Source organism: Pseudomonas sp. 1152_12 (assembly GCF_052850675.1).
Genome location: NZ_VXCW01000004.1, coordinates 1 through 12,859, shown reverse-complemented (window position 1 = coordinate 12,859; position 12,859 = coordinate 1). Strand labels below are relative to the sequence as shown.

General features: G+C 59.4%; 11 protein-coding genes. 4 read left to right on the top strand and 7 right to left on the bottom strand.

The features are described 5' to 3' along the window. The first annotated feature begins 44 nt into the window (after positions 1-44). Positions 45-1,415: an MFS transporter gene (locus tag FW764_RS07990; protein WP_446433472.1), complete on the top strand. Its 1,371-nt coding sequence runs from the start codon at positions 45-47 to the stop codon at positions 1,413-1,415. Positions 1,416-1,487: 72 nt separating this feature from the next. On the opposite strand, the gene FW764_RS07985 is transcribed toward FW764_RS07990, so the two are convergent. Further along, positions 1,488-2,441 (bottom strand): adenosine deaminase, encoded by a 954-nt coding sequence (locus tag FW764_RS07985; protein WP_017134717.1) that lies wholly within the window; start codon positions 2,439-2,441, stop codon positions 1,488-1,490. Positions 2,442-2,634: 193 nt separating this feature from the next. Between FW764_RS07985 and FW764_RS07980 the strand changes: the two genes are divergently transcribed. Beyond that, positions 2,635-3,726, top strand: coding sequence for a calcium:proton antiporter (locus FW764_RS07980; protein ID WP_446433471.1), 1,092 nt, complete (start codon positions 2,635-2,637; stop codon positions 3,724-3,726). 48 nt (positions 3,727-3,774) lie between these two features. Here FW764_RS07980 and FW764_RS07975 read toward each other — a convergent pair whose 3' ends face one another. The 6 genes from FW764_RS07975 to FW764_RS07950 all read right to left on the bottom strand — a co-directional run bounded on the left by FW764_RS07975 (position 3,775) and on the right by FW764_RS07950 (position 9,765). Next, complete coding sequence (locus FW764_RS07975) at positions 3,775-5,133, bottom strand: 8-oxoguanine deaminase (protein WP_446433470.1); 1,359 nt, start codon at positions 5,131-5,133, stop codon at positions 3,775-3,777. A 145-nt stretch (positions 5,134-5,278) separates the two neighbouring features. Next, positions 5,279-5,965, bottom strand: coding sequence for an SDR family oxidoreductase (locus tag FW764_RS07970; protein ID WP_446433469.1), 687 nt, complete (start codon positions 5,963-5,965; stop codon positions 5,279-5,281). A 56-nt stretch (positions 5,966-6,021) separates the two neighbouring features. Then, the gene (locus FW764_RS07965; RefSeq protein ID WP_446433468.1) at positions 6,022-6,603 is read right to left on the bottom strand and encodes an IMPACT family protein; all 582 of its coding nucleotides are present in this window, start codon (positions 6,601-6,603) and stop codon (positions 6,022-6,024) included. A 12-nt stretch (positions 6,604-6,615) separates the two neighbouring features. Next, positions 6,616-7,275: a TetR/AcrR family transcriptional regulator gene (locus FW764_RS07960; RefSeq protein WP_446433467.1), complete on the bottom strand. Its 660-nt coding sequence runs from the start codon at positions 7,273-7,275 to the stop codon at positions 6,616-6,618. 87 nt (positions 7,276-7,362) lie between these two features. Next, positions 7,363-8,757, bottom strand: coding sequence for a uracil-xanthine permease family protein (locus tag FW764_RS07955; protein WP_446433466.1), 1,395 nt, complete (start codon positions 8,755-8,757; stop codon positions 7,363-7,365). An 87-nt stretch (positions 8,758-8,844) separates the two neighbouring features. Next, entirely contained in the window at positions 8,845-9,765 is a 921-nt protein-coding gene (locus tag FW764_RS07950) for a LysR family transcriptional regulator (RefSeq protein WP_446433465.1), read from the bottom strand. Between the two features lie 125 nt (positions 9,766-9,890). Between FW764_RS07950 and FW764_RS07945 the strand changes: the two genes are divergently transcribed. Both FW764_RS07945 and FW764_RS07940 read left to right on the top strand, forming a co-directional pair. Further along, complete coding sequence (locus FW764_RS07945; protein ID WP_446433464.1) at positions 9,891-11,240, top strand: aminotransferase class III-fold pyridoxal phosphate-dependent enzyme; 1,350 nt, start codon at positions 9,891-9,893, stop codon at positions 11,238-11,240. A 39-nt stretch (positions 11,241-11,279) separates the two neighbouring features. After that, positions 11,280-12,773, top strand: a complete 1,494-nt coding sequence (locus FW764_RS07940; protein WP_446433463.1) for a CoA-acylating methylmalonate-semialdehyde dehydrogenase — start codon at positions 11,280-11,282, stop codon at positions 12,771-12,773. Positions 12,774-12,859: the final 86 nt, after the last annotated feature.

Genomic DNA, 12,859 nt, shown 5'->3' with positions numbered 1-12,859 from the left:
TGCCGCACACTCGCCGAGGGTTTTTTTCATACAGGGGGTGCGGCATGGGTATGCAAGGTTATAGCGCAGCGCAGCGGCTGGAACGGTTGCCCATCAGCGGCTACCACCGAATCATCTTCATCATCATCGCCCTGGCGTTTTTCTTCGACTCGATGGACCTGGCGATGATGACCTTCCTGCTGGGCTCGATCAAAGCCGAGTTCGGCCTGAGCACGGCACAGGCTGGATTGCTTGCCAGTTCGAGTTTTTTCGGCATGGTGGTCGGCGCGTCTTTATCCGGGATGCTGGCGGACCGGTTCGGGCGCAAGCCGGTGTTCCAGTGGAGCATCGTGTTGTGGGGCATTGCCAGTTACCTGTGCTCCACGGCGCACACGCTGGAGACGCTGACGCTGTTTCGCATTCTGCTGGGTATTGGCATGGGCATGGAGTTTCCGATTGCGCAGTCGATGCTCTCGGAGCTGATCCCCGCCAAGGAGCGCGGGCGTTATATCGCCTTGATGGACGGCTTCTGGCCGCTGGGTTTTGTCGCGGCGGGTGTACTGTCCTACTTTCTGCTGCCAGTGGTTGGCTGGCGCGACATCTTCTTGGTATTGGCGGTGCCAGCGGTGTTTGTCTTGGCGATTCGGTTTTTTATCCCGGAGTCGCCGCGCTGGCTTGAGCAGGCCGGCCGGCACGCAGCGGCAGACAAGGTGTTGCAGGGCATTGAACAGAAAGTGCGCGACTCGCTGGGGCGTGCTGACTTGCCTGAGCCTGTTGCATTGCCACGGGTTGAGAGCGTGCCGGGCACGTTTTTTTCGGCATTTGCGCAACTATGGTCGGCGCAGTATCGCCAGCGCACGATGATGATCTGGAGTGTGTGGTTCTTTGCGCTGCTTGGGTTTTATGGTCTGACGTCCTGGCTGAGTGCGCTATTGCAGCAATCAGGTTTTGCCGTGACCCAGTCGGTGTACTACACGGTGATTATTTCCCTGGGCGGGATTCCTGGCTTCTTGATGGCGGCCTGGCTGGTGGAGCGCTGGGGGCGAAAGCCGGTGTGTGTGGTGACGTTGCTGGGCGGCGGGGTGATGGCGTTTCTGTATGGGCAGAGCGCGGTGTTTGGCGGCAACGTCGCACTGCTAATTACGTCGGGGCTGTTGATGCAGTTCTTTCTGTTTGGCATGTGGGCGGTGCTCTATACCTATACGCCTGAGCTCTATCCCACGTCGGCGCGGGCGACCGGTTCCGGGTTTGCCTCGGCGATTGGTCGGGTTGGGTCATTGCTGGGGCCATTGGTAACCGGGCTGGTGTTTCCGATCACCGGGCAGGGCGGGGTGTTTGCTTTGGGCGCGCTGTGTTTTGCGGTAGCGGCGCTGGTGGTGTGGGTGTTTGGGATGGAGACGAAGGGCAAAACCCTGGAGGAACTCACCGAGACCTGAAGACCAACCTAAAAAGTGTGGGAGGGGGCAAGCCCCTCCCACATTTGCCTGCATTCATTCAGTGATTGCCGGTTACGGTTTTACCAACCGCGCATCCAGGCTGTTCTGTGCCAGACGTTTGGCCTGGTCCTGGGTCATGCCCAGCGAGGTGTACAGCGCGTGGAAGTTCTCGGTGACATAACCGCCGAAGTACGCCGGATCATCCGAGTTCACCGTCACTTTCACGCCACGCTCGAGCATGTCGAGGATGTTGTGTTGAGCCATGTCATCGAACACACACAGCTTGGTGTTGGAGAGCGGGCAGACGGTCAGCGGGATTTGCTCGTCGATGATGCGTTGCATCAAACGCTCGTCTTCGATGGCGCGCACGCCATGGTCGATGCGCTGGATTTTCAGCAGGTCGATGGCTTCCCATATGTACTCGGGCGGGCCTTCTTCCCCGGCGTGGGCTACGGTGAGGAAACCTTCGTGACGGGCGCGGTCGAACACGCGCTGGAACTTGCTCGGCGGGTGACCCATTTCCGAGCTGTCCAGGCCCACTGCCACAAACGCATCACGGAACGGCAGCGCCTGGTCGAGGGTTTTCTCGGCTTCGGCTTCGCTCAGGTGGCGCAGGAAGCTCAAGATCAAACCGCTGGTGATGCCCAGTTGCTGCTCGCCATCTTTGAGTGCAGCGGCGATGCCGTTAAGCACCACTTCGAACGGCACGCCACGGTCGGTGTGGGTTTGCGGGTCGAAGAAGGGTTCGGTGTGGATCACGTTCTGCTCTTTGCAGCGCAGCAGGTAGGCCCAGGTCAGGTCGTAGAAATCCTGGGAGGTGCGCAACACATCGGCGCCCTTGTAATACAGGTCGAGAAACTCTTGCAAGTTGTTGAAGGCGTACGCCTTGCGCAGGGTTTCGACGTCGTTCCACGGCAGCGCAATCTTGTTGCGCTCAGCCAGAGCGAACAGCAGCTCAGGCTCCAGCGAGCCTTCCAGGTGCAGGTGTAGTTCAGCCTTGGGCAGGGCGTTGAGCCAGTCGTACATTTGTAAACTCTCATCAGGTGCAATGGCGGCATTCTACAGGCCATGGCCGAAATAATCGGCAAAACCTGACCAGCAGGAGAGTATTGAATTTATTCACGCAAGGGCCGCGTGAACTAAGGTGTAACGAAACGTTAGCGGCGTGGCGCAGTCTGTACCCCATCAATGACTGATTTGCTGCTCGAAAAGGCCCGGAATGCTCACATCCCTCAAGCAAGAAAAATACATGCTCTTGGCGCTGATCGCCGCCATCGCCGCCTACCCGTTGGAGCACTGGATGTTGCACAGCGGGCAGATGGTGGCGCTGCTGGCCGGTATCGTGCTGATCGGCTTTATTGTCGTGGCCTCGATGCGTGTTGCCCACCACGCCGAGCAGCTCGCGGAAAAAGTCGGCGACCCCTATGGCACCATGATCCTGACCCTCGCCGCCGTGTTGGTGGAGGTGGTGATCCTGGCGATCATGATGAGCAACGAGCCGTCACCGACCCTCGTACGTGACACAATTTACTCGGCGGTGATGCTCGACATCAACGGCATCCTCGGCCTGGCCGCACTGATGGGCGGCATCAAGCATGGTGAACAGTCCTACAATGATGATTCGGCCCGCACTTACAGCGTGATGATCCTCACGGCGATGGGCGTGTCGATGGTGGTGCCGGAATTTATCCCCGAGGCAGACTGGAAAATTTACTCAGCCTTCACCATCGGCGCGATGGTGGTGCTCTATACCCTGTTCCTGCGCATGCAGGTGGGGCCGCACAGTTATTTCTTCAGCTACAGCTACCCGGAAAAACGCCGCAATAAACAGCCGCAAGAGCAACAGGAACCGCCGATCAGCCTGGCGTTCTCCATCGGTACGTTGGTGTTTGGCGTCATCGTGATTGGCGCACTGGCCGAGGTGATGTCCAAGACCCTCGACCTGGGCCTGGAAGGCACGGGGGCGCCGCCGGTGATCACGGCGATTGTGGTCGCGGCCATTTCGGCGGCGCCGGAAATTCTGACGGCTTTGCGCGCAGCCTTGGCCAACCGCATGCAGTCAGTGGTGAACATCGCATTGGGCGCGTCATTGTCGACGGTGATTCTGACCGTGCCGGTGATGGAAGCCATGGCGCTCTACACTGGCCAACCGTTCCAGATGGCGATGACACCGGTGCAGACCGTGATGGTGCTTATCACGCTGATTGTCAGCGCGATCAACCTCAACGATGGCGAAACCAACGCCATCGAAGGGATGACCCATTTTGTGTTGTTTGCGACGTTTATCATGCTGTCGCTGCTTGGGGTGTAACTGGTTGTTCAGAGCACCCTGGAAACGACTGTGGGAGTATTTCTTCAGTTAAGCCCGGTTGATCAACTCCCGCGCTGCCTGGCTGTGATCGGCGATCAAGCCTTTCAAATCCAGGCCTTCGACCTGGCCGTCAATCACGCGCCACTTCCCGCCGATCATCACCCGATCCGCGCGGTCGGCGCCGCACAGCAGCAGCGCCGATATCGGATCGTGGCTGCCGGAGAAACGCAGTTCATCGAGCTTGAACAGCGCCAGATCGGCCTGTTTGCCGACGGCCAACTCGCCGATATCCGTACGCCCCAGCAGTTTCGCCGAACCTTTGGTGGCCCAACCCAACACACCCTCGGGTGTGATCTTCTCGGCGCCGTAACGCAGACGCTGGATATACAAGGCCTGGCGGGCTTCAAGCATCATGTTCGACGCATCGTTGGAGGCGGAGCCGTCCACGCCAAGGCCAAGCGGCGCACCGGCTGCGAGCAGGTCCAACGTCGGGCAGATGCCGGAAGCCAAGCGCATGTTCGAGCTTGGGCAATGGCAGATACCGGTTCCCGCAGCGCCGAGACGCGCAATTTCATCCGGGTTGAAGTGAATGCCATGGGCCAGCCAAGTGCGCGGGCCGAGCCAGCCAACGCTGTCGAGGTAGTCGACGGTGCGCAGCCCGAAGCGCTGCAAGCAGAAGTCTTCCTCGTCGAGGGTTTCTGCCAGGTGAGTGTGCAGGCGCACGTCGAGGTTGTTGGCCAGTTCGGCGCTGGCCTGCATGATTTCCGGTGTAACCGAAAACGGTGAGCAGGGTGCCAAGGCAATCTGGATCTGCGCACCTTCTCCACGTTGGTGGTATTCGCGGATCAAGCGTTGGCTGTCTTCGAGGATCACTTGGCCTTGTTGCACGGTCTGTTGCGGCGGCAGGCCGCCATCGGCTTCGCCCAGGCTCATGGAACCACGGGTGAGCATGGCGCGCATGCCCAGTTCGCGTACGCTCTCGACTTGTACGTCGATGGCATTTTCCAGCCCATCGGGGAACAGGTAATGGTGATCCGCTGCGGTGGTACAGCCCGAGAGCAGCAATTCAGCCAACGCGACCTTGGACGCCAACGCGAGTTTTTCCGGGGTCAGCCGGGCCCACACCGGGTACAGGGTTTTCAACCAGGGAAACAACGGCTGATTCACGACCGGCGCCCAAGCGCGGGTCAGGGTTTGGTAGAAGTGGTGATGGGTGTTGATCAGCCCCGGCAGGATCACATGTTCGCGAGCGTCGAACACTTGCCCGCACGGTACGACGGGCTCTTTTCCCCAGCCGAGCACTTCGGTGATCACGCCGTCTTGCAGCACCAGGCCACCACGGGCGTCGAGGCCATTGGCAGTGAAAATCGCGAGAGGGTTTTTTAACCAGATACGGGTCGCAGGCATTGGCCGGCTCCTCTGAATGATGGGTTCAGGTTTGCCAGCTCAGTGTTGCCCTGTCTGCTGATCCAGGGTCGCGGGTAAAGGCGAGGGGGCAGTTTACGCGTTGAGGGTTATCGACGGCAATCGGTCGATAACCCTGCGTTTGCGCTTACCAGGCGATGGTGTCGCCTTTGTAGTCGATAAAGTGATGGCCGCCCTTGCCCGTGTAGGCGTTCACTTGATCCACCAATCCGCGAACGCTGGTGTCGACATCAATGTGCGCGCTTTCGCCGCCCATATCGGTCTTCACCCAGCCAGGGTGCAGCGACAGCACTGTGAGCTTGTGGTCACCGAGTTGGCTGACGAAGCTGTTGGTCATGGAGTTGAGCGCAGCCTTGCTGGCCTTGTACAAAGCCAGGTCTGAACCGTCGGAAATGGTCACGCTACCGAGTACCGAACTCATGAAGGCCAGTACACCGCTGCCTTCGCGGATCTGCCCGACGAAACGCTGGGCCAGGTTGATCGGCGCCACGGCGTTGGTGAAAAACAGCTGGCCGACTTCCGCCAGGGTGGCGTGGCCTGGCTCCTGATTGGCCGGGCCTTTGACGCCAGCGTTGACGAACAGCAGGTCAAAGGTGCGGTCCTTTAGGCGCTGGCTCAGGGCGATCACGGCTTGCTGATCGTCCATGTCGAGCTTCTCGATGTGTACCGGGCCTACGGCTCTCAGTGCATCGGCCTTGTTCGGGTCGCGCACGGTGGCGGTCACGTCCCAGCCGTCCTGAAGCAATTGCTTGACCAGGCCAAGGCCCAGCCCGCGCGAGGCGCCGATGATCAGTGCAGTTTTTGGCGTAGACATGCAGGGCTTCCTTTGACGTCGCGGTTCAGGGAATTGAGCGAACAACGTTAGCAGCTTCAGCGCTCCAGCAGGATGCGTCCGCGGCTCAAGTCGGCGAGTTGGTTTTGCAGGGTGTCGATGTGTGCTTCGCCCAGTGCCAGTTGCAGCTCCACACCATTGGCGGTGAAGGTCTCCTCCACGACCAAGCCGCCGAGTTCGGCGACGCGCAGTTTTACCAAGTTCAACTCGGAAAATCCGCAGGCGCAAGTTAGCGGTACACGGCTGATCAGTTCGATGCGTTCAGCATTTTGCAGGCATTTATTCGCGCCGCCACCGTACGCACGGGCCAGCCCACCGGTGCCCAGCTGAATGCCGCCGTACCAGCGAATCACCAACACGGCGACTTGATCAAACCCTTGGGCTTCGATGGCCGCCAGAATCGGGCGCCCGGCCGTGCCACCGGGCTCACCGTCGTCGTTGCTGCGGTACTGGTCGGCCAGTTTCCAGGCCCAGCAGTTGTGCGTGGCGTTGTGGTCGCTGTATTGCTCGAAAAACGCTTGGGCGTCCTGCGGGCTGGTAATAGGCGCCGCCAAGGTGATGAAGCGGCTTTTGCGTATCTCTTCACGAAATTCGCAAAAGCCTGTAAGCGTAAAAGACATAACTCGCTTCGTTTAGAGGGCCTGCTTGACGCCACAGCCTTTGAGAATGATATGGATCAGGTTGGTGCCGGCGTCTTCCATGTCTTGCTTGGTCAGCTTGGTGCGACCGGTGACTCGGCAGATCTGGGTGGCGAAGTCGGCGTAGTGCTGGGTGCTGCCCCACAATAGGAAGATCAGGTGCACGGGGTCGATGGGGTCCATCTTGCCGGCGTCGATCCAGGCTTGGAACACCGCTGCGCGGCCACTGAACCAGGCGCGGTAATCCTGGCTGAAATATTCGGTGAGGCATTCGCCACCACTGATGATCTCCATGGCAAAGATCCGCGAGGCTTGTGGGTGGCGCCGGGAAAACTCCATTTTGGTGCGGATGTAGCGGGTGAGCGCCACCGCTGGGTCGTCCTCGGCGGTCAGCGCGTTGAAAGTGCTGTCCCACAGTTCGAGGATATTACTCAGCACCGCGATGTACAGGCCGAGCTTGTTGGTGAAGTAGTAATGCAAGTTGGCCTTGGGCAGCCCGGCGCTCGAGGCAATGGTGTTCATGCTGGTGCCTTTGTAGCCATGGCGCGCGAACTCATCTTCAGCAGCCTGGAGAATGGCTTGTTCATTCTTTTGCCGAATGCGGCTGGCGGGTTTACCGGCGTGGTTGCTGTGGGCAGGAACTTCGAGGCTCATGGAGGTTTCCGTGCTGATCGATAGAGACGACGTGTGCACAGATAACCCACCCTCAAGCCTCAGACAAGTCCCGATGCAATAAAACCGTCAAAGCGATTCCAGCGTGTCGCGTTCCGGCACTTGGTTTGCGGTAGCGCAGCTCGCTTTGGCTTCCGGCAATACCAGGCACAATAGGATGGCGGTCAGGCCGCCGCTGGTGATGGCGGAGTCGAACAGGTTTTGCACCAGAGCTGGCATCAAGTGCAACAGGTCCGGTTGGGCGGCAATGCCCAGGCCGACACCAAATGAGGTGGCGATGATCAGCATGCTGCGCCGGTCCAGCGGTGCCTGGGCGAGGATGCGCACACCGGCCGCAGCCACACTGCCGAACATCACCAAGGTGGCGCCGCCCAACACCGGTTTGGGGATTTGTTGCAGCACGGCGCCAATCAGCGGAAACAAACCGAGGCAGAACAGCAATACGCCGATGTATAAGCCGACGTAACGGCTGGCCACGCCGGTGAGTTGGATCACACCGTTATTCTGCGCGAAGGTGGTGTTGGGAAAGGCGCTGAACGTTGCGGCGATCATGCAACTCACGCCATCGCCCAATACACCGCCTTTGAGCCGGCTAATGTAAGAGGGGCCGCTGATGGGCTGGCGAGCGATCATGCAATTGGCGGTGAGGTCGCCGACGGTTTCGATGCTGCTGATCAGATAAATCAGCGCGATCGGTAAGAAGGCGCTCCAGTCGAAGTTGAAACCGAAGCGAAACGGGATTGGCATGCTGATCAAAGGCAAGTCGGGGAGGGCTTGTGGCGCCAGTTTGCCGCTGAACCATGCGGCCAGGCTGCCGAGGGCCAGGCCGATGATGATCGCCGAGAGGCGTACCCATGGGGTGTTCGAGCGATTGAGCAAAATGATCGTCAGCACCACAAACACGCCCAGTGCGAGGTTGATCGGAGCACCGAAGTCCGGCGCGTTAAACCCGCCGCCCAGGTCGGTGATGCCGACTTTGATCAGGCTGATACCGATCAGTGTGATCACAATCCCGGTGACTAAGGGCGTGATCACGCGACGCAGTTGGCCGATAAAGCGGCTCAGCACGATCTGTACCGCAGCGCCGAAAAAACACACGCCAAAGATCATCGCCATGATGTCCTCCGGGGTGCCGCCGCGTTGTTTCACCAGGAAGCCCGCCGACAATATTGCGCCGAGAAACGCAAAGCTCGTGCCTTGCAGGCAGATCATTCCGGCGCCGATGCCAAATGGCCGGCGTGCCTGAATGAACGTGCCGACGCCGGAGACCATCAACGCCATGCTGATCAAGTAGGGCAAATGGGCGGTGAGGCCCAGGGTGGAGCCGATGATCAGTGGCGGGGTAATGATCCCGACGAAGGCGGCCAGCACATGTTGCAGCGCTGCCAGTAGGGCGGGCAGCGGTTTTGGCCGGTCATCGAGGCTGTAGATCAGGTCACTGGCGCTGGAGGATTCTGGTGGCATGGTGGGCAAACTCAAGGCGGACGGTTCAAGGTCCTGCTGCCTTGCAAAAAACTGTCCAGTTGCTCAGCTTTTGGCGAGAGGCCCGAGTTAGCGCGTTGCCGCCAGACTCTCGAGAAAGCTTTCCAGCACCAAATGAGGGCGACGGCCTTTGCGCGTGACCGATGCGAGGCTTAAATCGTAAAAGCGTGTAGTCGGCTTCAGCGCGCGCAGTCGGCCTTGTTGCACCCACAGGCTGGCATAGTGATCGGGCAGGTAGCCGATATAGCGGCCGGTGAGGATCAGGAACGCCATGCCTTCACGATCCGAGGCGCTGGCGGTGCAGTTGAGTGCCTGGTAATGCGCCTGGATGTCGGCGGGCAGGCGGAAGGTGGGGGCGATGGCGTCTTGGGTATTGATGCGTGCATCGTCGAGCTGCTTGTCTTCGGCATAAAACAGCGGGTGGCCAACTGCGCAATAGAGCAGCGAGCGTTCGCTGTACAGCGGCTGGTATTCGAGGCCCGACAAGGCGCTGGCCTGAGGTACCACGCCGACATGCAGGCGGCCATCGAGCACGCCTTGTTCCACTTCGTTGGGGGCGATCATGCGGATCTGGATCTGCACGTCCGGGCCGCGTTCTTTCAATTGCGCCAATGCGTGGGTGATGCGCATGTGGGGCAGGGTGACGAGGTTGTCGGTGAGGCCGATGATCAGCTCTCCACGCAAATGCTGGTGCAGGCCGTTGACCTCCGTGCGAAAACTTTCCAGGGCACTTAATAGTTGCAGGGACGATTGATAGACCTCACGGCCTTCTTCGGTCAGGGAGAAACCGGCGCGCCCGCGTTGGCACAGACGTAAGCCCAGGCGTTGTTCGAGGTCGCTCATCTGCTGACTGATGGCCGAGCGGCCGATGCCGAGCACGGTTTCAGCCGCCGAAAAGCCGCCGCACTCCACCACGCTGCGAAAGATGCGCAGCAGGCGGATATCGAAGTCGCTGACTTGGGCCAGTGGGTCGGGTCGACGGCTGCTCATAGTTTAGTGATGGCCTGACTAAAGGTTAGAAGAGTTGGATTTCACCGACTTTATCCCCGTGGCAATTTAGCTGCAACAACGCTTTTCAATCCCGACGCTGCCTTTTGCCCTGCGAGGTTTTGCTGATGAACATGCCCGAAAATGCCCCTTCGTCCCTGGCCAGCCAACTGAAGTTGGATGCGCACTGGATGCCCTACACCGCTAACCGTAACTTCCAACGTGACCCGCGCCTGATCGTGGCCGCCGAAGGCAGTTGGTTGACCGATGATAAGGGCCGCAAGGTGTACGATTCGTTGTCGGGCCTGTGGACCTGCGGCGCCGGGCACACACGCAAAGAAATCCAGGACGCGGTCTCCAAGCAACTGGGTACTCTGGACTACTCCCCAGGCTTCCAATACGGTCATCCGCTGTCGTTCCAGCTTGCGGAAAAGATTACCGACCTGACTCCAGGCAACCTGAACCATGTGTTCTTTACTGACTCCGGCTCCGAGTGCGCCGATACCGCAGTGAAGATGGTGCGTGCCTACTGGCGCCTGAAGGGGCAAGCCACCAAGACCAAAATGATCGGCCGCGCCCGTGGCTACCACGGTGTGAACATCGCCGGCACCAGCCTGGGTGGCGTTAACGGTAACCGTAAGCTGTTTGGTCAGGGCTTGATGGATGTTGACCACCTGCCGCACACCTTGCTGGCGAGCAATGCGTTCTCCCGTGGCATGCCGGAGCTGGGCGGTATCGCCTTGGCCGATGAGTTGCTCAAGCTGATCGAGCTGCACGACGCCTCGAACATCGCCGCGGTTTTTGTCGAACCGATGGCCGGTTCCGCTGGCGTGCTGGTACCTCCACAGGGATACCTCAAGCGTCTGCGTGAGATCTGCGATCAGCACAACATCCTGCTGGTGTTCGACGAGGTGATCACCGGTTTTGGCCGCACCGGCTCGATGTTCGGCGCCGACAGCTTTGGCGTAACCCCGGATCTGATGTGCATTGCCAAGCAAGTCACCAACGGCGCGATCCCGATGGGCGCGGTGATTGCCAGTAGCGAGATCTATCAGACCTTCATGAACCAGGCGACGCCGGAATACGCAGTGGAATTCCCCCACGGCTACACCTACTCGGCGCACCCGGTTGCTTGTGCGGCGGGTCTGGCAGCATTGGACCTGTTGCAGAAAGAAAACCTGGTGCAAAGCGTAGCCGAAGTCGCGCCGCACTTTGAGAATGCGCTGCACGGCTTGAAGGGCAGCAAGAACGTGATCGATATTCGTAACTACGGGCTGGCCGGTGCGATCCAGATTGCCCCGCGTGACGGTGATGCCATCGTGCGTCCATTCGAGGCCGGTATGGCCCTGTGGAAAGCCGGTTTCTATGTACGCTTTGGCGGCGACACCTTGCAATTCGGGCCAACGTTCAACAGCAAGCCGCAGGATCTGGATCGTCTGTTCGATGCGGTCGGCGAAGTGCTGAACAAGATCGACTGATTTCTCCTTCTATATAGAACAACTTTTCAGGAGCCCTGCATGAGCCTTATCCAGCATTTGATCAATGGCCAGTTGGTCAGTGAGTCCGGCCGTACTGCCGACGTGTACAACCCGTCCACCGGCCAGGTGATTCACCAGGTGCCATTGGCCAGCCGTGAAACCATTCAAAGCGCGATCGACTCGGCCAAGACGGCGTTCCCCGCTTGGCGTAATACGCCGGCGGCCAAGCGCGCCCAGGTGATGTTTCGTTTCAAGCAATTGCTGGAGCAGAATGAAGCGCGTATCTCGCAGTTGATCAGCGAAGAGCATGGCAAGACTTTGGAAGACGCTGCGGGCGAATTGAAGCGTGGCATCGAGAATGTCGAGTACGCGTGTTCTGCGCCGGAGATTCTCAAGGGCGAGTACAGCCGTAACGTGGGGCCGAATATTGATGCGTGGTCCGACTTCCAGCCGCTGGGCGTGGTGGCCGGTATTACCCCGTTCAACTTCCCGGCCATGGTGCCGTTGTGGATGTACCCGCTGGCGATTGTTTGCGGTAACTGCTTCATCCTGAAACCGTCGGAGCGTGATCCGAGTTCTACGCTGCTGATTGCGCAATTGCTGCAGGAAGCCGGACTGCCCAAAGGTGTGTTGAGCGTGGTGCACGGTGATAAGGGCGCGGTGGATGCGCTGATCGAAGCACCGGAAGTCAAAGCGCTGAGTTTTGTTGGTTCGACGCCGATTGCCGAATACATTTATTCCGAAGCGACCAAACGCGGTAAACGCGTGCAGGCACTGGGTGGGGCGAAGAATCACGCGGTGCTGATGCCGGATGCGGACCTTGATAACGCCGTCAGTGCTTTGATGGGCGCGGCTTATGGCTCGTGCGGTGAGCGTTGCATGGCGATCTCGGTAGCGGTGTGCGTGGGTGACCAGGTGGCGGATGCGTTGATTGCCAAGCTGGTGCCGCAGGTCAAGGCTTTGAAGATCGGTGCGGGTACGTCTTGCGGTTTGGATATGGGGCCGCTGGTGACGGGGCAGGCGCGGGATAAGGTCAGCGGCTATATAGAAGACGGTGTAGCGTCGGGTGCTGAGCTGGTGGTTGATGGTCGTGGGTTGAGCATTGCGGGCCATGAAGAGGGTTTCTTCCTGGGTGGCAGTCTGTTCGATCGCGTGACTCCTGAGATGCGTATCTATAAGGAAGAAATCTTTGGGCCGGTGCTGTGCGTGGTTCGCGTGAGTAGCCTGGAAGCGGCCATGCAACTGATCAACGATCACGAATACGGTAACGGCACCTGCATCTTTACCCGTGACGGTGAGGCAGCGCGTCTGTTCTGTGACGAGATTGAAGTGGGCATGGTCGGCGTGAACGTTCCGTTGCCGGTGCCGGTGGCCTACCACAGCTTCGGCGGCTGGAAGCGCTCGTTGTTTGGCGACTTGCATGCCTATGGGCCGGATGGGGTGCGTTTCTATACCCGTCGCAAGGCGATCACCCAGCGTTGGCCGCAGCGGGCCAGCCATGAAGCATCGCAGTTCGCTTTTCCTAGTTTGTAAGGTGGGCTGAAAGCCGGCCCTTCTGGGCCGGCTTTTACGTTTTTTGAGTGTTTTTGACCTATATGACAGAAATGTGAAGAAAGGTG